The sequence below is a fragment of the Herminiimonas glaciei genome (assembly GCF_042664955.1).
GTDB lineage: Bacteria > Pseudomonadota > Gammaproteobacteria > Burkholderiales > Burkholderiaceae_D > Oxalicibacterium > Oxalicibacterium glaciei.
In genome coordinates this window covers 488,294-510,035 of the sequence record NZ_JBHTBU010000002.1, presented here as the reverse complement: position 1 = coordinate 510,035, position 21,742 = coordinate 488,294, and the positions used below count along the sequence as shown (strand labels likewise).

The 21,742-nt window shown below is 55.9% G+C and carries 16 protein-coding genes; 5 read left to right on the top strand and 11 right to left on the bottom strand.

The window, feature by feature from the left end; all coding sequences use genetic code 11:
* Positions 1–45 precede the first annotated feature (45 nt).
* The 4 genes from ACFQPC_RS13210 to prpR form a co-directional block, all read right to left on the bottom strand.
* Positions 46–2,418, bottom strand: coding sequence for a TonB-dependent siderophore receptor (locus ACFQPC_RS13210; RefSeq protein ID WP_382272388.1), 2,373 nt, complete (start codon positions 2,416–2,418; stop codon positions 46–48).
* 170 nt (positions 2,419–2,588) lie between these two features.
* Positions 2,589–3,581 (bottom strand): FecR domain-containing protein, encoded by a 993-nt coding sequence (locus ACFQPC_RS13205; RefSeq protein ID WP_382272387.1) that lies wholly within the window; start codon positions 3,579–3,581, stop codon positions 2,589–2,591.
* Complete coding sequence (locus tag ACFQPC_RS13200; RefSeq protein WP_382272386.1) at positions 3,574–4,080, bottom strand: sigma-70 family RNA polymerase sigma factor; 507 nt, start codon at positions 4,078–4,080, stop codon at positions 3,574–3,576. Before ACFQPC_RS13200 ends, ACFQPC_RS13205 begins: the two co-directional genes overlap by 8 nt.
* A gap of 143 nt (positions 4,081–4,223) precedes the next feature.
* Positions 4,224–5,855, bottom strand: a complete 1,632-nt coding sequence (gene prpR, locus ACFQPC_RS13195) for a propionate catabolism operon regulatory protein PrpR (RefSeq protein ID WP_382272385.1) — start codon at positions 5,853–5,855, stop codon at positions 4,224–4,226.
* A gap of 236 nt (positions 5,856–6,091) precedes the next feature.
* On the opposite strand from prpR, the gene ACFQPC_RS13190 reads away from it, so the two are divergent.
* The 4 genes from ACFQPC_RS13190 (at position 6,092) to ACFQPC_RS13175 (ending at position 11,638) form a co-directional block, all read left to right on the top strand.
* The gene (locus ACFQPC_RS13190) at positions 6,092–6,973 is read left to right on the top strand and encodes an isocitrate lyase/PEP mutase family protein (RefSeq protein WP_382272384.1); all 882 of its coding nucleotides are present in this window, start codon (positions 6,092–6,094) and stop codon (positions 6,971–6,973) included.
* A gap of 32 nt (positions 6,974–7,005) precedes the next feature.
* A complete protein-coding gene (gene prpC, locus ACFQPC_RS13185; RefSeq protein WP_382272383.1) occupies positions 7,006–8,169 on the top strand; it encodes a bifunctional 2-methylcitrate synthase/citrate synthase in 1,164 nt (387 codons plus the stop codon).
* Between the two features lie 36 nt (positions 8,170–8,205).
* Positions 8,206–9,657: a bifunctional 2-methylcitrate dehydratase/aconitate hydratase gene (locus ACFQPC_RS13180; RefSeq protein WP_382272382.1), complete on the top strand. Its 1,452-nt coding sequence runs from the start codon at positions 8,206–8,208 to the stop codon at positions 9,655–9,657.
* A 76-nt stretch (positions 9,658–9,733) separates the two neighbouring features.
* Complete coding sequence (locus tag ACFQPC_RS13175) at positions 9,734–11,638, top strand: propionate--CoA ligase (protein ID WP_382272381.1); 1,905 nt, start codon at positions 9,734–9,736, stop codon at positions 11,636–11,638.
* A 73-nt stretch (positions 11,639–11,711) separates the two neighbouring features.
* Here ACFQPC_RS13175 and ACFQPC_RS13170 read toward each other — a convergent pair whose 3' ends face one another.
* The 7 genes from ACFQPC_RS13170 to ACFQPC_RS13140 all read right to left on the bottom strand — a co-directional run bounded on the left by ACFQPC_RS13170 (position 11,712) and on the right by ACFQPC_RS13140 (position 20,984).
* Complete coding sequence (locus ACFQPC_RS13170; RefSeq protein WP_382272380.1) at positions 11,712–14,240, bottom strand: TonB-dependent siderophore receptor; 2,529 nt, start codon at positions 14,238–14,240, stop codon at positions 11,712–11,714.
* Between the two features lie 90 nt (positions 14,241–14,330).
* On the bottom strand, positions 14,331–15,320 hold the full coding sequence (locus ACFQPC_RS13165) for a FecR domain-containing protein (protein ID WP_382272379.1): 990 nt from the start codon (positions 15,318–15,320) through the stop codon (positions 14,331–14,333).
* Positions 15,317–15,829 (bottom strand): sigma-70 family RNA polymerase sigma factor, encoded by a 513-nt coding sequence (locus ACFQPC_RS13160; RefSeq protein WP_382272378.1) that lies wholly within the window; start codon positions 15,827–15,829, stop codon positions 15,317–15,319. Before ACFQPC_RS13160 ends, ACFQPC_RS13165 begins: the two co-directional genes overlap by 4 nt.
* A gap of 9 nt (positions 15,830–15,838) precedes the next feature.
* The gene (locus ACFQPC_RS13155; RefSeq protein ID WP_382272377.1) at positions 15,839–16,603 is read right to left on the bottom strand and encodes a DUF2325 domain-containing protein; all 765 of its coding nucleotides are present in this window, start codon (positions 16,601–16,603) and stop codon (positions 15,839–15,841) included.
* Positions 16,604–16,894: 291 nt separating this feature from the next.
* A complete protein-coding gene (locus ACFQPC_RS13150) occupies positions 16,895–19,357 on the bottom strand; it encodes a TonB-dependent siderophore receptor (protein WP_382272376.1) in 2,463 nt (820 codons plus the stop codon).
* Positions 19,358–19,467: 110 nt separating this feature from the next.
* A complete protein-coding gene (locus ACFQPC_RS13145; RefSeq protein WP_382272375.1) occupies positions 19,468–20,469 on the bottom strand; it encodes a FecR domain-containing protein in 1,002 nt (333 codons plus the stop codon).
* Positions 20,469–20,984: a sigma-70 family RNA polymerase sigma factor gene (locus ACFQPC_RS13140; RefSeq protein WP_382272941.1), complete on the bottom strand. Its 516-nt coding sequence runs from the start codon at positions 20,982–20,984 to the stop codon at positions 20,469–20,471. Before ACFQPC_RS13140 ends, ACFQPC_RS13145 begins: the two co-directional genes overlap by 1 nt.
* Positions 20,985–21,246: 262 nt before the next feature.
* On the opposite strand from ACFQPC_RS13140, the gene ACFQPC_RS13135 reads away from it, so the two are divergent.
* Positions 21,247–21,675: a YbaN family protein gene (locus ACFQPC_RS13135; protein WP_382272374.1), complete on the top strand. Its 429-nt coding sequence runs from the start codon at positions 21,247–21,249 to the stop codon at positions 21,673–21,675.
* Positions 21,676–21,742: the final 67 nt, after the last annotated feature.

The following is a 21,742-nucleotide window of genomic DNA, read 5'->3' as shown; positions in this document are numbered from 1 at the left end:
GCACTCCGGGTGGCGCCTGCCACATCCTGCAAAAGCACCAATAACCTAGAAACGCATATCCAATCCGACCCGCATATTGCGCGGTGCGCCGTAGTAGGAGTTACCGGTAGCGGTGTAATACGATTTATCGAAAGCGTTATAAAGATTGGCTGTCAGCGTCATTTGTTTGGAAATTTCATAGCGCGCCATCAAATCGACGACCGAATATGCTGCTTGTGTGAAACGTACTTTGGCCGGTCCCTGGTTATCGCTATAAATCTCACTCTGCCAGCGCACACCGCCACCGACCGTCAAACCATCGCCAAAGCCCGCCAGGCGATAGGTCGTAAAGACCTTAAAGGTGTTTTGCGGGATATTGGTATTCAGCCGCAACTTGTTGCGGTCCACGGTAATGCCACGCGAGAAACCGATAGAGCCCTGCCAGTTACGCGCCAACTCCCCGCTCAGTTCCGCTTCGAAGCCGCGTGTCGATGTACCGGAAACCGCGCGATATGCCTGCGAACCATCCGGTGCAAAGACATTGGGAATGGAAACGGCGAGATTGTCTTGCTCGATTTTGTACAAGGCCATACCAAGATTCAGGCGCTTATCGAAAAATTCAGCCTTGGCGCCAATCTCGTAACTTTTTCCCAGCAAAGGATCGATATAGTCGCCACTCGCGGTCTTGTTATTTTGCGGTTTGAAGATATCGGTATAACTGGCGTATCCGGACCAGTTTTTATTGAAGTCATAAACCAGCCCTGCGTAGGGCGTCACCTTGCCGTTCTCGTAACGGGCATCCTTCACGGACGACTGGAGACGCTCCCAGCTCGTAATGCGCGAACCCAGGATCAGAGAAAGCGCATCAGTCGGTTTGAAGCGCACCGTTGAATATGCACTGCTTACATTTTCTTCATCCGTGTAACTTCCTTGTATCTGCTTATTGGGATTTAAAGGCGTGTTGCCATCCCATGTGTAAATATTCGGGATGGATAACAAAGTCCAGCTGCCATAGGTCGGTGCATTTACCTGGGTGCGTGCCACTGTCGCTCCTACAACCAAATCATGTTTGCGTCCCAGCAAATTGAATGGGCCGCTTGCATAGAGATCCAGGCTGTTTTGCGTAGGGTTTCCAACCCAGCGACTTGCATACAGGATAGTACCGGCACCACTTGCGCGATCTGGATTACCACCAGTCGCATAACCCAATAGTTCATCGTAATTGCTCTTGCCCTGGCTCAGGGTCGCCTTGGCCATCCATTCATTGTCGAATTGATGCTCAATGGACGCGAAGATGGATTGATTGTGTCGTTTGGAATAAGCCCATTCCGCCGCGGCAGAATCCGAGCGTGCCCAGATGGCGCGTGAGCCATCTGAAAAATACGCAGGTCGCGCACCACGCGAATGGCCGGTCGCATCATGGTTTTGCAAGGACGCGCCGAATGTCGCCAACGTCGCCGGCCCGAGATCCGCTTCTACAATCCCGTACAGGATTTCCTTCTTTTCGTGCAGGCGGTCTATGTAGGAATCGTTTTCCTGATAGGCAGCCACAACCCGGCCGCGCAAAGTACCGGCTTCATTCAGCGGTGCGGAAAGATCCGCTTCGGCACGGTAGTAATTCCACGAACCCGCTTCGACTTTTGCGGAAGCCTGGAATTGGGCTGTCGGCCGCTTGCGCATCAGGTTGATGGTTGCACTCGGCGAACCGACCCCGTTCATCAGGCCGGTCGCACCGCGCACCACTTCAACCCGGTCATAGATGGCCATATCGTTGGTTTGAAACAGCGAGTTGTAGCCGGAAAAAACCTGGCCCACGCCATCGACCTGATAGTTTTCCACCACGAAACCACGCGAATAGATCGGGCTGGAATCCGAACCGCCATTACCTGTTTGCGCAATCACCAGGCCGGGAGTTTGTGTCACCACGTCGGACAACTGCGACAAGCCCTGGTCATCCATACGCTGGCGTGTAATGACGCTGACCGACTGCGGGGTTTCACGGATGGATAGATTCAGGCGCGTCGCCGTGCTGGCAGAGCCGGTGGTGTATGAACCAGTACCTTCGGTGGTGGCACTTTGCACTGCCGTTACCTGCACCTCCGGCAAGGTCGAGCTTTCACGCGGTGCCGCCGCGCCGGTCGGGGTTTTGCCCAGGGTATAAGTGCCATCCGCCCGTTGCACCAGTTCCAGCCCGCTACCCGTCAACAATTTGCTGATCGCGTCGCGTACAGCGTAGGTACCGGACAATGCCGGGCTGACCAGACCTTCCGTCAAAGCCGGATCAAACGACAAGGCAATACCGGCCTGCGCGGAAAAAGTGGATAAGGTACGACCAAGCGGGCCGGACGCAATGTTGTAATGGCGTGCAGCCACCGCATCCAGCGTATTGGCGGCAGCATTGCTTACAGGAATGAGGGTAGAAGCACTAAGGAGAGCCATACTTATTAAAGCAACCCGGACAGCGTGATTCAAACGGCGCTCAACCAAGCGCGGACTTGCGGCAGACATGAAATTGGATTCCTTTTCAACGAGGGAGAATGTGTTCTTCACTCTCTCTGCCAGTTGAAACGAAAAAAAGTATCATCGCCCTGCAAAAAAATGATCCCGACTCAGCGCGCAAGCAGTGTGATCCAACGTCCGCGCATGCGCGTCACCGCATCGACCGGATAGGTGGACACCAGCATGGCCAGCTCCTGGTCGGTGTCACCGACCGGATAGGCGCCGGAAACGCGTACATCGGCCACCGCCGGATCAACATGCACAATGCCGCTGCGATAACGACTCAGTTCGGCGGCGAAATCCGCCAGCCGCATTTTGTCGGCGACCAGCATGCCTTGCGTCCATGCAAGCACTGCATCGTCGGCATCCGTGACACCGGCGACAGCCTTGTCCGTGAATGACGCTTGCTGTCCGGCCCGCAGTACTTGCTGCGCTCCGGTGCCGGCACGATCCGGCGTGATGCGCACCGCTCCTTCCAGCACGGCCAGGTGCGTCGTGTCGCCATCCAGGCGCACACTAAAACGGGTACCGAGGGCTTCCATTTGCCCCTGTAGCGTATTGACACTAAAAGGCCGATACACTGCCGCAGCCTCATGCGCTGTCTGCACCAGGATTTCACCACTACGCAGGCGGACATTGCGCTGTGTTGCCGTGAAGCGCACATCGACGGCGGTGGCGGTGTTCAAGGTCAGCTCGGTGTTATCAGCCAGGTGCATGACACGTCGCTCGCCGACGGCGGTACTGTAATCAGCCATCCAGTCCTGCGCCTGCAATACGCTCCAGATACCCCAGCTTGCCGGTGCCAGCGCCAGGATCGCCGCCAGCTTGGTAAGCGCTGCGCGCCGCCCGGCATCCGGCGTACGATTCAATGTCGGCATCGCCAATGAAGGCGGCAAGCCGCCCAATTTATTTAACAGCAATTGCGCGCGCGCCCACGCACGCGCATGTTCCGGACTGCTCTGGCTCCAGCGCTCGCATGCACGGTGGTCTTCCACCCGCGCACCTGCGCTGAGTTGCATCAGCCATTCCGCCGCTTCATCGAGGATGCGTGGATCTATCGCATCCGGCTTACGCAGCCTTTGCATACCGTGCGCTTCAGCCATGGAATTCCAGACAGTGCAGGAAAGCCTGCTTCATGTAACGCTTCACGGTAATGACGGAAATTTCCATCAGCACCGCGATTTCTTCGTATTTCATGCCTTCAATCTGCGATAGCAGGAAGACACGTTTGACCTTGGGCTGCAAGGCATCAAGCATCGCGTCGATTTCATACAGGGTTTCGAGGATGATGTAACGCTGTTCGGCGGAAGGCGCTTGCGGCTCCGGCAACAATGCCAGCGCCTCCAGATAGGCGCGTTCCAGGGCCTGCCGCTGATACCAGTTAATCACCAGGCCTTTGGCTACGGTCGTCAGGTAAGCGCGCGGCTCTTTTATTCCCGCGAGATCGCGCGTGCCGAGGATACGGGTAAAGGTATCTTGCGCCAGATCTGCAGCATCAAATGCATTACCCAGTTTTTTGCATAGCCATCCCTGCAACCATCCGTGATGGTCGCCGTATAGCGTCGCAACGTCCTGATGCAATGTATGTTCTGGCGTAGACATGAGCTTCCCTTATCCTGCGGCGGCTGTTGCCACCAAATGCAGATAAGAATCATTCTCAATTGTATATGCCTGAAATGCCGGATGTAAACAAGGAATGCAAATGAATCTGGCCTGTCGTCGATATACGACAGGCTGATGCGGCTTTATTCCTCGCTGTTTTCAGCCTGTAACCTGCGCCATAAGGTCGTACGGCTGATGCCCAGGTAATGCGCCGCCGCTTCGCGATTACCGTGATACCGCTGCAATACTTGCTGCAGGGTTTCTGCTTCTGCCGGCGGCGCATGCGAGGCCGGCGCATCGGGGGTCGTGACACCACTTAACTCCGGTGCAATGCTTTTCAGGAAGGCCGGCGTCAATGCCTGCAGTGGTGCCGCCGCCAGAAACAAGGCGAGACGCTCCATCAGGTTACGCAACTCGCGCACATTGCCCGGCCAGCGATAAGCCCGCAGCAAAGGCAGGCAGGTCAGCAACTCTGCCTGTAAATTGGCTGGCGGCCGGACATCAAGCGCAGCCAATGCATTTTTCAAATACCATTCGGCCAGCGCGGCCACATCTTCCTGGCGTTCGCGCAAGGGCGGCAAACTCAGGCGCAATACGCTCAGGCGGTAAAACAGATCCGCACGGAAGCGTCCTTCCCGCACGCGCGCATCCAGGTCGCAATGGGTCGCACTGATGATGCGCACGCTGACCGGTATTGGCCGGGTGCCGCCGACACGCACCACTTCGCGCTCTTCCAGCACGCGCAGCAAGCGCGTTTGCAAGGACAAGGGCATCTCGCCGATTTCATCGAGGAATAAAGTACCGCGATGGGCGGCTTCGAACAGGCCGGCACGTCCGCCACGCCGTGAGCCGGTAAATGCGCCCTCTTCATAGCCGAACAATTCGGATTCCAACAAGGACTCGGCCAATGCGCCGCAATTGACGGCGACGAAGGGATGCCCGGCCTGCGTCTTGCCCTGCATCAGCGGATGGGCGCGATGCATCGCTTGCGCCACCAACTCCTTGCCGGTACCGGTTTCACCCTGGATCAATACCGTGGCAGCCGACTTCGCAAACAACGTGATCGATTGCCGCACACTTTCCATCGCCGCCGACTCGCCGCGTAAATCCTTGATGTGATGCCTGGCGCGCAAGGTATCGGCAACCGGGAAGCTACGCCCGCGGGTCGCTTCCAGTTGCGTCAGGCGCGCGAGTTCCAGCGCATCTTCGAATGCCTGCCGTATCGACGCGGATGAATAAACGAAGACACCGGTCAACCCCGCCTCTTCCGCCAGATCGGTAATCAGTCCGGCACCGACGATGGCCTTGATGCCGGCGGTTTTCAATTCATTGATTTGCGCCCGCGCATCTTCTTCCGTGACATAAGTGCGCTGCGCAATATTGAGGCCGAAGGTAGTCTGGAACTCGGCCAGTGCCGGCATGGTTTCCTGATAGGTGACCAGGCCGATGTCCGGTGTGATCTTGCGCGCCCGCGCCAATGCCTGCATCACATCAAAGCCGCTGGCCTTGGCAATGATGACTGGCACCGATAAACGGCTTTTCAGATAGGCACCGTTCGAACCGGCGGCAATCACGGCATCGCAACGCTCGGTCGCCAGGCGTTCGCGGATGTGACGCACCGCATCTTCAAAGCCCAGGTGTATCGGCTCGATATCGGCCTGCTCATCGAATTCCAGCGTGATATCACGGAACAATTCGAATAAACGCGAAATCGAGACGGTCCAGATGACCGGCTTGTCGGCGTTGTCGCGGAACGGAGAGGATGGACGTTTCATGTTTCACCAGAACGTTTCAAACGTTCCAAATGTAACACGGCTTTGGGCTGGTGCCGGGATTCCTGAATGCGCTGTGTTACACACCCGAAATTCCCAAACACTTGATTTTTAAAGTATTTAAGTCAAACCTGCTCCATCGCCGGGCTTGTCGTGACGCGCAGATCCCGCCTTGGCACGCGCATTGCCATTATGGAGAACAGGCACCTCCATGAAACACCTTGGCTAAGGGATATTCGATGAGCAGTCAGTCTAAGAGCAGCAAGCAAGTGTTGCGTGACAAGGTGTATGCCCGCCGCGGCCTGCTGGTTCCGGGTGCCTTCAATGCACTGTCCGCCCGCGTGATTGCCGACCTCGGGTTCGAGGCACTCTATATCACCGGTGCCGGCGTGACCAATATGTACTTCGGCATGCCGGACCAGGGTTTCATCGGCTTGAATGAACTGGCCGACCACACCGCACGCATCCGCGATGCCGTCGACATCCCCATCATCGTCGATGCCGATACCGGCTTCGGTAATGCCCTGAACGTGCGCCACACCATACGCACACTGGAACGCGCCGGTGCCGATGCGGTACAACTGGAAGACCAGGTTTCCCCCAAACGTTGCGGCCATTTCAATGGCAAGGAAGTCATTTCCTGCGCCGAGATGGTCGGCAAGATCCACGCCGCGGTCGATGCCCGCAGCGATGCAGGCATGCTCATCATGGCGCGCACCGATGCGCGCGGCGTGCATGGCTTTGACGATGCGTTGGAACGCGCCGCACGCTATAGCGAAGCCGGTGCCGACATCCTGTTTGTCGAAGCCACCGAAACCGCCGATGAAATCCGTCGCCTGCCGCAAGCCCTCGATAAACCGCAACTGGTGAACCTGGTGATCGGCGGCAAGACACCCATCTTCAGCGCCGATGAACTGGCCGGCCTCGGTTACGGCATCGTGCTGTACGCCAACGCCGCGCTGCAAGGTGCAGTAGCAGGTATGCAAAAAGCGCTGACTGTCTTGCGTGACACACATCGCCTTGATGAAGACCCGCAGCTGGTTAGCCCTTTCAGCGAACGCCAGCGCCTGGTCAATAAACCATTCTTCGATCAACTGGAAAAGAAATACGCCGACAAGTAAATCCGAATACAACAATCCACCAGGAGACAGGTATGAGCGAAGCACAAGCAACCCCGGCAGCAGGTTTCAAACCGAAAAAATCCGTCGCACTCTCGGGCGTCACCGCCGGCAATACGGCACTCTGTACCGTTGGCAAGACCGGCAATGACTTGCACTATCGTGGTTACGACATCCTGGATATTGCTGACAGTTGCGAATTCGAAGAAATCGCGCATTTGCTGGTGCATGGCAAGCTGCCTACCGCCGCCGAACTGAAGGCATACAAGATCAAGCTCAAGGAATTGCGCGGCTTGCCGGCCAATGTCAAAGCTGCGCTGGAATGGTTGCCGGCGGCATCGCATCCGATGGACGTCATGCGTACCGGTGTCTCGGCCCTCGGTTGCGTCATCCCGGAGAAAGACGATCACAATGCGCCTGGCGCACGCGATATCGCCGATCGCCTGATGGCTTCGCTGGGTTCCATCCTGCTCTACTGGTATCACTACAGCCATAACGGAAAACGCATCGAAGTCGAAACCGATGACGACTCGATAGGCGCACACTTCCTGCACCTGCTGCACGGCGAAAAGCCATCCGCGCTGTGGGAAAAAGCGATGCACACTTCGCTGATCCTGTATGCCGAACACGAATTCAATGCATCCACTTTCACCGGTCGCGTGATTGCCGGTACCGGCTCCGATATGTATTCCGCGATCACCGGCGCTATCGGCGCCTTGCGCGGCCCCAAGCATGGCGGCGCCAATGAATTCGCATTTGAAATCCAAAAACGTTATGAAAGCCCGGATGAAGCCGAAGCCGATATCAAGCGTCGCGTGGAAAACAAGGAAGTCGTGATCGGCTTCGGCCATCCGGTCTACACCATCTCGGACCCGCGCAATAAAGTCATCAAGGAAGTCGCGCGCACCTTATCCGAAGAAGCCGGTTCACTGAAGATGTTTGATATCGCCGAGCGACTTGAAACGGTAATGTGGGATATCAAAAAAATGTTCCCCAACCTCGACTGGTTTTCGGCCGTGTCCTATCACATGATGGGTGTGCCAACCGCGATGTTCACGCCGCTGTTCGTGATCGCGCGTACTTCCGGCTGGGCCGCGCACATCATCGAGCAAAGGATAGACAACAAGATCATCCGCCCTTCCGCCCACTATGTCGGTCCGGAAGACCTTGCCTTCGTGCCGCTGGCCAAGCGCAAGTAAAACTTTTCCCTTTTCATTAGCGATTACAGGATTCCCATGTCTGCCCATATTTCAAATGTCCGCCCGAAACACGACAAGGTGCTGGTCGATATCGTCGACTACGTGAGCAAATACAAGATTTCATCGAAGCTCGCTTACGACACCGCGCGCAATTGCCTGATCGATACGCTGGGTTGCGGCCTGGAAGCGCTTGAGTATCCAGCCTGCAAAAAACTGATGGGCCCCATCATCCCCGGCACCATCGTCCCGAATGGCGCCAAGGTCCCCGGCACGCAGTTCCAGCTTGATCCGGTACAGGCCGCTTTCAATATCGGCATGATGATCCGCTGGCTGGATTTCAACGACACCTGGCTGGCAGCGGAATGGGGCCATCCATCCGACAACCTCGGCGGCATCCTCGCCACCGCCGACTGGCTGTCACGTGAAGCCGTCGCTGCCGGCAAGAAACCGTTGGCGATGCGCGAAGTGCTGACCGGCATGATCAAGGCACATGAAATCCAGGGCTGCATCGCGCTGGAAAATTCATTCAACAAAGTCGGCCTCGACCATGTAGTACTGGTCAAGGTCGCATCGACTGCGGTAGTGGCGGAAATGCTGGGCCTGGACCGTGATGAAATCCTGAATGCCGTATCGCTGGCCTGGGTCGATGGTCAATCGCTGCGTACCTATCGCCACGCACCGAACACCGGCTCACGCAAATCCTGGGCAGCCGGTGACGCGACTTCGCGTGCCGTGCGCCTGGCCTTGATCGCCAAGACCGGTGAGATGGGATATCCATCGGTGCTGACTGCCAAGACCTGGGGCTTCTACGATGTACTGTTCAAAGGCCAGCCTTTCAAATTCCAGCGCAAGTACGAATCCTATGTGATGGAAAACGTGCTGTTCAAGATTTCCTTCCCGGCCGAATTCCATTCACAAACCGCAGTCGAGGCAGCCATGACCTTGCACAAGGAACTGGCTCGCGTCGGCAAGAAAGTCGAAGACATCAAGAAAATCACGATACGTACGCATGAAGCCTGCATCCGCATCATCGATAAAAAAGGTCCACTGGATAATCCGGCGGATCGCGATCATTGCATCCAGTACATGGTTGCCGTACCGCTTATCTTCGGTCGCCTGACCGCCGCCGATTATGAAGACGATATCGCCGGCGACAAGCGCATCGATATCCTGCGCGACAAAATCGTTTGTGAAGAAGACACTTCCTTCACCAAGGATTACCACGATCCGAAGAAGCGTTCGATTGCCAATGCGTTGACGGTGGAATTCAAGGATGGCAAGAAACTCAAGGAAATCGTGGTCGAGTATCCGGTCGGTCATGCACGTCGTCGCAAGGAGGGCATCCCGCTGCTGGAAGCCAAGTTCAGGATCAACCTGGCACGGCAGTTCCCACCCAAACAGCAACAAAGAATCCTTGATGTGTCACTGGATCAAAAGAAACTGGAAGCGATGCCGGTCCATGAATACGTGGATATGTATGTGATCTAGCAAGCGTCACCAGCTGTGCCTGCATATCGGCACAGCGACACTATAAATATAGAGATAGCCTGGCCGGAGGAGACTTATGAGTTTCGATGCCGCAGCATACGACGCGTTTTATCGTCAGTCAGTGGATGACCCGCACAGCTTTTGGGCGACGCAGGCCCAGCGTATTGATTGGCACAAGCCATTCAGCAAGACACTGGATTACGACAAGCCGCCTTTCGCCAAATGGTTTATCGGTGGTGAAACCAATCTCTGTTACAACGCGGTGGACCGCCACCTGGCAACGCGGGCCGATCAAGCTGCGCTGGTCGCCATCTCTACCGAGACCGATACGGAAACGACTTATACCTATGCGCAATTGCATGCCGAGGTAAATCGCAGCGCCGCCATGATGCAGGCGCTCGGCGTCGGGCAAGGCGATCGCGTATTGATTTACATGCCGATGGTCGCCGAAGCGGCATTTGCGATGCTGGCTTGTGCCCGCATAGGCGCGATCCATTCGGTAGTGTTCGGCGGCTTTGCGTCGACCAGCCTGGCCACGCGCATCGATGATGCGACACCGGTCCTCATCATCTCGGCCGATGCCGGTTCCCGCGGCTGTCACGTCACACCTTATAAATGCCTGCTGGATGAAGCCATTGCATTGGCGGAACACAAACCGGCCCATGTGCTGATGCTGGATCGCGGCCTGGCACCGATGAAAACGGTCGAAGGACGCGACGTCGATTACGCGACCTTGCGCAGCCAGCATATGGATGCCACGGTACCGGTCACATGGCTGGAATCGAATGCACCGTCCTACATCCTCTACACCTCCGGCACCACCGGCAAACCGAAAGGTGTATTGCGCGATGTCGGCGGCTACGCAGTGGCATTGGCAACTTCGATGGACCTGATCTTTTGCGGCAAACCCGGCGAAACCTTTTTCTGCACTTCGGATATAGGCTGGGTAGTCGGCCACTCCTACATCATCTACGGCCCCCTGTTGGCCGGTATGACCACCATCCTCTACGAAGGTTTGCCGATACGACCCGATGCATCGATATGGTGGAGCATCGTCGAGAAGTATAAGGTCACGCGCATGTCGTCGGCACCGACTGCAATCCGGGTGCTGAAGAAACAGCCGCTGGAACTATTACAGAAACACGACCTGTCTTCACTGAAGGCGCTCTACCTGGCCGGCGAACCTTTGGACCAGACCACCTCGGACTGGATCTCGGGTGTACTGGGCGTGCCGGTGATAGACAACTACTGGCAGACCGAAACCGGCTGGCCCATCATCTCGGTCGCCAAAGGCGTAGGCGATAAACCCACCCGCTCCGGCAGCCCCGGTCAACCGATGTATGGCTACAAGGCCAAGGTCATCAATGAAGATACCGGTGAAGAATGCGCGCCCAATGAAAAAGGCGTGGTCATTATTGAAGGCCCCTTGCCACCCGGTTGCCTGCAAACCCTGTACGGCGACGACCAGCGCTTTGTCAGTACCTACTGGCGCAATTTCAAACGCGAAGCCTACTCAACCTTCGACTGGGGCATACGCGATGCCGATGGCTATTACTTCATCCTCGGTCGCACCGATGATGTGATCAATGTGGCCGGGCACCGATTGGGTACACGCGAGATCGAAGAAAGCATTTCCAGTCATGCCAATGTGTCGGAAGTCGCGGTAGTCGGCGTCGAAAATCCGATCAAGGGCCAATGCGCAGTCGCCTTCGTCATCCTGAAGAATGCAGCGGCAGCGGCCGATCCCGACGAAGCGCGCAAGCTGGAAGCTGAAATCATGAAGGTGGTGGATAAACGGCTCGGACCTATAGGCCGTCCGTCACATGTGTACTTTGTCAGTGCCCTGCCGAAGACGCGCTCCGGCAAACTATTACGTCGCTCGATACAGGCGATTTGTGAAGGACGTGATCCAGGTGATTTGTCGGTGATAGAAGATCCGGCAGCATTGCAGCAAATACGTTCGGTGTTGGTGACAGCATAGTAATCTGCAGCGATAAATAAAAAACACTGGAATACCGTTACAGGTATTCCAGCGTCATCACTAGTCAGTCAGATCAAAACCGTGGTGTGTACTTCAGTGTCAACAAGGCACTGCGTGGCGTACCGTAGTAATTGTTGCCGGTGGTGCTATTGTACGAAGGCAGGTAGTAAGTCTTGTCGAAGAGGTTATTCACATTCAGTGCCAGTGATAATTCAGGCGTCACCTGATAAGCGGCACGTGCACTCCAGATGGTGAAGCCCGGCACATCGAAGCTGCTATCAAAGCTCAAGGCCTTACTTTGCGTGTTCACACCACCACCCACACTGAATTTACTCAAGTTACCCGGCAATTTATAGTCTGCCCACAATCTCAGCATATGTTTCGGGGTCCAGGTACTGAAAACCTTTCCTTCGTTTACCGGATCTATCAGGTACTTGGTGGTATTGAAGGTGTAACCGCCAAACAGCTGCAAACCACGCAGTACTTCGCCACTGACTTCAGCTTCAAAACCCTGGCTGCGTACTTTACCTGCGGCTCGCGAACAATCGTTACCGTTACACATGCCCAAACCATCCGGATCGACTACTGCGCGATTTTTATGATCGTAACGGAATACGGCGAACGATGTATTCACACGTCCATCCGCCAGTTCACCCTTGATGCCGAACTCATAATTGGTGCCGGTGACCGGTTTGATAGGTGCACCGGAAAGCGTAGGAGCCGACTGCACCTCGAACACATCCGAGTAGCTGGTGTAAGCCGACCATTGATCACTTAACGCATAGACCAGGCCACCATATGGCGTGAAGCGACCGGAAGCCTCTTGCACACTTTCATAGCGCGGATCCGTGCCGCGTGCCGGCTGGGAATACATCTGTTCAAACCAGCCGACACGACCGCCGAGGATCGCTGTCAGGCGATCCGTCAGTTGTGCGCGCCAGGTACCGTAGACACCGGTTTGCTCGACATCATAGCTACTAACGGTACCCGTTGAGCCGGGAGTTGCCGCTATGCTGGCGAAATCCTGCCATGGACGATTATTGTTTATCGCAAAGATATTCCCACCTGTGGTCCATCTGCGAGCTACCGCATCATCGGTATGATATCTGGAGTAATTGGCACCGAAGATGACTTCATGTTTCATCGCCATCGCCTCAAAGCGTCCGCGCACATAAGCATCCAGTCCGTATTGCTCGCCTTCCAGGTTCATCGCAAAGTCACCGTAACGCACAGTGTTGCCGCCTGGTGTAATGCCTGTACCCGCCGCGGATATGCGCTGGTGCACAGAAGTATTCTTTTCTCTCATGGCGACGGCTGACGCTTTGAACGACCAGTTGTCGTTGAAGCGATGATCGAGGTCAGCGTATACGCTGCTCTGATCGTTATATGCCCGGTTCCAGTTTGAGCCTGTATAAGTTGAGCGTGGCAAGCCTATATCGCTCTTGTCTGCATAACGCGGCAAGCCAATAAAGGATGGGCGAGACCGTGTTTCCTTGTTGCTGATACCAATGCCGACGGTGGTGTTCGGGCTAATGTCGTAATCCAGTGCGGCATACAGGGTGCGTGTATTCGCCCAGACATAGTTGATGAAGGAATCGCTCCGATCTTCATCCACCACCACGCGGCCGCGCAATGTGCCTTCTGCATTCAACGGGCCACCCGCATCGAGTTGCAAGCCATAGTGATCCCATGATCCGGCTTTACCCGTCACAGTCACCATCGGTTTTGCCTGACCGCGTTTGCGTACAAAGTTAATCGCACCACCGGGACTATTGGTGCCTTGCGTCAGACCCGCCGCACCGCGTAACACTTCAACTCGATCATAGAAGGCCAGCGATTCGCTGCTCCAGTTACCAATGGAGTATGTGTTGCGCGGCAGCGGTACGCCATCGTATTGATAGCTGTCGATCTGGAAGCCGCGCGACATGATGACCGTTCCCGGCCCCACGCCCTGCGTTGCCACCAGGCCGGTGGTGTTGCCAACGGCATCCGCCAATGTGGTGAGTGCCTGGTCATCCATGCGCTGTCGTGTCAGTACACTGACCGATTGCGGAATGTCCTTCAATTTTTGTTCGCCCCGGTTCAGCGTCACTACGCTGGAAGAGTAAGACTGGCTACCCTCCGTGGTCGCGGTTGCAACCGCTGTCACATGCACGGCTGGCAAGGTCGCTTCCGACACCGCTGCGCTTTGGCGACGGATGACTGCGCTGGCACCGTCTATGCTGGCGACCAGGTCGGTGCCATACAGTAACAAGGGCAAAGCTTCCTGCACGTTATAACTGCCTTGCAAACCTTTGGTTTTGAGGCCGTTCGTCAACTCGGTCGGAAAGGAAAGCAGGATGCCGGCTTCGCGGCCAAAGCGGTTGAGCGCGGCTTCCAGCGATCCTGCCGGGATATTGTAGGTTTTGCGCGCGGCAAAGCTGGCCGGTGTGCCCGGTGCCGCATCCGCAGCCTGTGCAATTTCCGGCAAGGCGAGGATAGTGACTACGCCTGCCACCAGAAAGAGTTGGGAAATGGCGCTGGCGAGTACGGCCGGTCGGCCCGGGCCAAGGACGCGCGGCTTAAGGCGGTCGCCACCTTCGATACTAAGTGCTTGCTGCATGTTCGATTCCTGTTTTGGTTTAGAGATATGAGCTGCTTATCTCGTATGTCCAAGCAGAATCGAAAACAGACCACCTTGATTGAAAAAAATTTAAACGCTCTGCGCCGGCCGTATCGTTACCCAGTAACGTGTCATGAAATGGATCTCCACCGGCAAGGTCGAACCCAGTGCGGTGAGTATCAAATCCGTATCGCTTAAAGGATAGCTACCGGAAACACGCAAATCCGCAATCGCCGGATCGCAAGTCAGGCGCCCGCGACGGTAACGCGAGAGTTCGGCCAGGAATTCCTGCAAACGCATGCCGCTGGCAACTATCATGCCTTCGGTCCACGCACCATCATCGCTCTTCAATGCCACCGGATCGGATATACCGTCATGTGTAAACTGCACGCGCTGGCCAGCCGGTATGACACGTTTCAGTCCGGCGCCATCTTTCGGTCGGATCTCAACTGCACCTTCGAATACATCCAGCCTGCTAAGGTCTGTCTGTTGGCGCACAACAAAACGCGTGCCCACAGGTTGCAGTTCGCCTTGTGCGGTCTGCACCACGAACGGCCTTGGCAATTCCTGCGCATCCTTGGCGGTGGTCACCATGATCTCGCCGCCCAGCAAGATCACGCGGCGCTCCTGTTCCGTGAAGCGTACATTGACTGCTGTATCTGTATTGAGCACCAGCTCGGTACCGTCCACTAGTACGATAATGCGACGCTCACCCAATGCCGTGCGTTCGTCTGCCGACCATGCACGCCACGGCAAATGTTCTTCCGCCATATAAGCCGTCGCGCCGACAAAGAAGAAGGCGGCCAGTGTCTTGATTGCAGCGCGACGCTTATTCGAACGCGGCGCAGTCAAGGTTGCATGCGCAAGTGCGGTGGCGAGCGGTGAAGCCACGCCACGCAGTTTGTGGTTAACGCTTTCGATCCTTTGCCATGCGCGTGCGTGATCCGGATGTTGCGTCAACCAGGCTTGTAAAGCTTCACGCGACACATCGCCGGATTGCAAGGCGACCAGCCATTCGACTGCACGCCTGGCTACCTGCGGCGAAACGTCGATGGCCGCTCCCGGTGGTGCAGAACTCATGCTTGCTCCAGCGCGAAGTAGCACTGCACGCCGGCACGTATCAAATAACGTTTGACGGTAGTGATGGAAATGTTCAGTTCAGCTGCAATCTCGGCGTGGCTCATATCATCGAGCTGCGCGTACAGGAATGCGCGCTTCACCGGTACCGGCAAGCCATCAAGCATGCGATCGATCTCGACCAGGCTTTCCAGCAAGATCGCCCGCTCTTCAGGTGATGGTGCCAATTCTTCCGGCAGATGCGCCAGCGCATTCAGGTATGCACGTTCAAGTTCTTCGCGCCGCCAGTGACTGAACAGCACGCGCTGCGCCACCGTAGTCAGGAAGGCACGCGGCTCACGCGCCGCAATCAATTCTTCCCTTGCCAGCAAGCGGACAAAGGTGTCATGCGCGAGGTCCGCCGCCTTGCCCGCATCACCCAATTTCTTGCGCAACCAACCCTGCAACCAGCCATGGTGGTCGCTATACAAGGTGGTGATTTCCTGATGGAGCGCGTTATCGTTAGCGGACATGGAGCGGCCTTATTTTGCGGTTGTTGGTGCGCCGGCTACTTCGAACACCGCTTTCTGGGCATTCGCGCTGACGGCCAGCAAATCATCCGCATCGCGCACAAAGTGCATCGCACGCGGTTGATTGACCAATACACATTGTTTGCCGGTACGTTTGCAATGATCCTGTATGCGCCAATAAGCGTTATGGCTGACACAACCGGTCTGGCAAATCACCAGGTCGGCTGCAACCAGGCTTGCTTCCAGCGCATTTTCATCTTCACTGTCCATGCCGTCGTGATGCAGGAAGTAACCACCGGCGCGTTCAACTTCCATTTGCGCTACCGAGGTACTGGATTCATCCTGGCCGATGCAAAGCACGGACTTTTGGCGCAGGTCGGCTGGAATGACCGGATGGGCGGCGCTTGCTTCCTGCTTGACCGGCTTCCCCCACCATTGCCAACCGAGGCGCTCGCGCATCAGGCTTTGTATATGTTCGGTCAGGGTTTCGACCCGACGTACCAGGCTCATGCGGGTAGGCAGGCCCGGAATGGATGCTTCCAGTCTCTGCAGGTCTTCACGGGCAAAAGCCACCTCGGTATCACGCGCAATAAGCTCCGCTCGCAAACGCATTATTTCTGCATCCTTGCGCGCCAACTCCGCGCGCAAGGCTTCAATCTGGTCCACCTGCCGGGCAACCAATTCACTGCAACGGCTTTGAACCCGACCATATTCGTTGAGCAACACACTGTGCTCGCGGGCGATATTGTCGAAGTTGTTGTGATGGGACTTGCTCATTTGCTCACCTCCAAACTGCTCAATTATCGGCCTCGCAAATATGGCTCAATCCGCACGCCGAACAGTATTCCGAGGCAATTATAAATGATAATTATTCTCATTGCGAAGAAAATTACAAATCTATAACCACGCTAAACCCCCGGATTGCCTTGCAGCATGGATTGCAAAATTACCAATCCATCTTGTGCCCAATCCACAGTCTCAGGTTTCGGATTCGGTATGCATCAAGCATAAAAAAACCGGAAGGGCGATATGCCCTTCCGGTTTTTTAAGCTCGCTTTTTTGCAAGACTCAGAAGGTCCCGCGCAGCGTCATCATGACTTCGCGCGGATTTCCGTAGACCGAACCAAAGTTGGTCCTGTCTATCGTTGCGTAATAGTGCTTATCAAACAAATTGTTGACGTTCAGCGCCAGTGTCCAGCGCGGATCTATACGATAAGCGGCACGTGCATTCCACAGGGTGTAACCGCCCTGCACCACCGACTTGTCGCGCCCTTGCGTATCGCTTTGGGTACTCATGCCGAGGCCGGCACTCACAGATGCACTCACACGATAATCAGCCCAGGCGCGCAATAAATGTTTGGGAACTTGTGGATTGAAGATCAGGCCTTCATTGGCGACATCTTGCAGATACCTGGTCGTGTTGTAGGTATATCCTGCAGTCAGATTCAGGCGTGAAGTGAGCTTGCCACCGATTTCCGCTTCCAGCCCCTGGCTGCGTACTTTGCCGGAAGCCCGCGAGCAATAGTCACCATCACACACCATGCCGGATTCAATATCCTGTACCGCACGATTTTTGTGGACGTAACGGAACAAGGCCAAAGAAGTATTCACGCGTTGATCGAACAACTCGCCCTTGATACCGATCTCATAGTTGCTGCCGACGATAGGATCCAGCGTCTGCTGCGCTGCCGTGCGTTGCGCTTGCGGCACGAACACTTCGGTATAACTACCGTAAGCGGTCCATTGCGGCGTGATTGCATAGGTCAAGCCCATGTACGGCGTAAACTCTGCCGAACTCTTGCTGGTCGTGGTGCTCGCCCCCCAACGGCTGACCGAATCGTAATTATTTTCATACCAACTGACGCGACCACCTATGATCAGGTTCAACGGATCGCTGAGCGCCAACCGGGTGGTGCCATACACACCTTTACTGGTGACGTCATATGCACCGGTCGCCAACAAACCTGACCGTGCGGCGAGGCTGGCCATGCTTTGTCTTGGTGAATATGGATTCGGATTGAATACATCGACCGCACCGAGGCCGGTGGCGATAGCGTATTTGTCGTCTGATGTGTAATTCGAGTAATTGGCCCCGACTATGATTTCATGACGACGTCCCCAAGCCTGGAATTTCCCGCTCAAGGCGGCATCCAGTCCAATGTGCTCACCGCGGAAATCGGTACCGACACCGACCATGTTGGCACCGGTTCCCGTCGTACGGGAAATAGCACCCTGGCCGTAGCTGTACAAGGAGTCATTACGTTCGTTCATGTAGACCGCGCCCACTTTCAGGCGCCAGTCGTCATTGAAACGATGTGTCAAATCTGCGAATACCCGTGTCTGCTGGTTATTCAATTCATTCCAGTCTGAACCCAGAAAGGTGCTGCGGCGCAAACCCAAGGAACCGCCATCCGCATAGCGCGGCAAACCGGCGAAGGAAGGCGTGGCATTAGTCTTTTCATAGCTTAAGCCGACACCCAGGGTGGTTTGCGAAGTCAGGTCGATATCGATCGCACCGTACAGCGTCGTATTTTTGCTACCGACGAAATCGATGAATGAATCCTGCGTGTCGTAATCCAGCACGGCGCGACCACGTACCGTTCCGCTTTCATTGAGCGGACCACCGACATCAAGCTGTGCGCCATAGTGATTGTATGAACCCGCTTTCAGGGTGGCGCTGATGGTTTTTTCCGCCTGGCCGCGCTTGCGCACCAGGTTCACGGCGCCACCCATGCTATCAGCTCCCTGCCACAAACCGGCTGCTCCGCGCAGTACCTCGGCGCGTTCATACAGCGCCATATTTTCAGTCAGGCTGCTCGCCTGTGAGTAAAACTGCCGCGTCAAGGGCACGCCATCGTACTGCATGGAGGTAATCGGAAATCCACGCGCAAAGAAGTATTTGCCCGCCATCGGACTTGCCGTCGTTACCACGCCCGTGACATTTTCCAGCACGTCATAGATGGATGTCATGTTTTGATCATCCATACGCTGACGCGTCACTACGCTCACCGATTGCGGAATGTCTTTCAGTTTTTGATCCGTCTTGCCGATCGATATCGTACGGGCGGTATAGGAAGTTGCATCTTCAGTTGCCGCAGCCGAGACCGTCACCGCCGGCAAAGTCGATTCAATTTGTGCCGTCCGCAATACATAGATATTGCGACTGCGCTCCGTTGCTTCCAGACCTGAACCTGCCAGCAAACGGGCAAAGCCTTCTGCAACCGAAACGCTGCCGTTCAAGCCTTGCGAACGACGCCCTTCAACTACAGAAGAATCGATTTGTATCGTTACCCCGGCTTTGCTGGCGAAGTCGGCCAATGTCTCGCCGAGCGCACCAGGCGGGATCGAATATGCTTTGCGTGCACTGACGGCACCTGTATTTTCTTGTGCGTAGGCCGGCGCTGTAAGCAGTGCGCTGCCCAGTGTCAAACCCATTGCCAGTAACGCGCAATAGACATTCCTGGCCATCAGCGTCGCTGGCGGGAGTTGCCCCTGCGCAGCGCGCGGGGAGCGGGTTGGGTGATGCATCATTATTCGTCCTTTGTTCGAGATCGGTGTCATTAGCTACGTGTCAATGACACGCGAAATCGGCAAAGGGGACATGCAAGACAAAAATATCCAAAAATAATTTCTCGCGCGCGTCAGCTTTCCTTGGCAGGTGGCACGATGGTGACCCAGTAGCGGGTCCGAAACAACACCTCTACCGGCAGGGTGTCAGGCAGGGCATTAAGGATGTTGTCGGTGTTATCAAGCTGGAAGGCACCGGTGATGCGCAAGCCGGCTACCGCCGGATCGCAGCGCAAGAGCCCCGGACGGTAACGATTCAGTTCGGCGGCAAACTCTTCCAGCCGCATCCTGCTGGCAAACAACACACCTTTGGTCCAATCCGTCACATGTGGGTCAAGGGCTTCGACCGGTTCAAAACCACTCTCACTGAAGCGTGTTTGTTGTCCCGCGTTGAGAACAATTAATTTGCCGTTTGCGGCCTGCGGCCTGATTTCGACCGCATGTTCAAGCACGCTCACTCGTGTCATCGTCGCATCTTCATCCCGCCGCACTACAAAGCGCGTGCCCAGCGCACGGATATGTCCGTGCGTGGTTTGCACGATGAATGGGCGATAAGCAGGATGTCCGCTATCGCTGCCGGTCGTCACTTCAATTTCACCAGCGTGCAAACGCAACAGACGTTGCGCACCATCGAACTCGATATCAATACTGGTCGCCGTACCCAGATGCACATACGTACCATCTGCCAGCTGGATTTCGCGGTGCTCGCCTTTCGCCGTCCGATAATCGGCACTCATTGCGGCCCATGGCGTATGGCGATATGAGACATACCCGATCGGAGCCGCCATCATTAATACCAGCAGCGTCTTGATCGCGCGACGTCGGTCAAGCCGTATCTTGCGCCCGAGCGTCGGCAAGCCGACTGCCTTGGGGACGATGCCGAATTTTTGATTGATGCGCTGTGCGCGTTGCCATGCACGTTCATGTTCCGGATCAGCCGCGCGCCAACGTTTGCATGCTGCGATGTCATCTTCACTCTGGCCATCGTATAAAGATGCCAGCCACTGCGCCGCCTCGCGTGCAATCGCACGATCTATGGGACGACTGTCATCTGCGTTAAAGGTAGTCGATATCATCAGAGATCCAGCATGATGCACTCTTCAAAGGCCTGCGCCATATAGCGTTTGACCGTGCGCACGCTGACATCCAGGCGTACGCTGATTTCGGCGTAACTCAAGCCTTCAAACTGCGCCAGCAGGAAAGCGGTGCGCGCCTTGTGCGGCAAGGCGTCCAGCATGGCGTCGATTTCATGCAGGGTTTCAAGGATGATGAGGCGATCTTCGGGGGCCGGCGCATACATGTCCGGGACTAGTGCCAGTGCTTCCAGGTACGCACGCTCCAGCGACAGGCGACGATAATGGTTCAGCAGTACACGCCCGGCAACCGTCGTCAGGTAGGCTCGCGGCTCGCGCAAATCCAGGTCACTGCGCTTGTCTTGCGCAGTCAGGATGCGCAGGAAAGTATCTTGTGCAATGTCCGCCGCGTTATGCGCACAACCAAGTTTTTTGCGCAGCCAGCCGAACAGCCAACCATGGTGGTTGCTGTATAGCGTATGGACTTGCTGCTGCAAAATGGAGTCGGTGGCGGACATTGCGACAATGGCATCAATGTAAATGAGAACTATTCTCATAATAGCTGAGACTGCCCAAGGTTTGCAATGCGCGCATCTATAGACGCGATCTTCCGTTGCAAAAATGAAACCGCAAGCTGCAATCCTTATCGCCGGAATTCCATGCTAACGTCGCCCGTGAACCATGCTTGCGCCGGAAGCATGTATTCTTGATCCCTGACGCACTTGTCAGCAGCCGATGACATCATCCGGAATCAGCCACCAATATTTCCCCAACCGCTTCATGACGACAGAACCAAGTGCCGCAATAACTGACAGCAAGCCTCGCTCCCGCCTGGCCAAAGCGCTCTACGGCCTGGTCGGCGGCGTCGCATTAGCCCTGGGTATCATCGGTATTTTCCTGCCTGGCTTGCCCACCACGCCCTTCGTCTTGCTGGCCGCAGCCTGCTTTGCCAAAGCGTCACCGCGGGTACATCAATGGATGCTGCAACACCAACTAATAGGCCCGATGCTACGTAATTGGGAAGAACATCGCAGCCTCACCGTGCGCACCAAATGCGTGGCAATAGGCTCAATGTTGCTGATGATTGCGATTTCAATCTGGAGTTTTTCCGGCCGGCCGTGGATACAAGTCAGCCTGCTGGTGCTGGCGGCAATAGGCGCGGCGACCGTCTTACGGATACCGACACGACCGCAGGCACCACAAAAATAAAAAACGCATGATCCCAACAAGGATTCATGCGTTTTTCTTATAAGCGGCCCGACTACTCCGCTTCGCT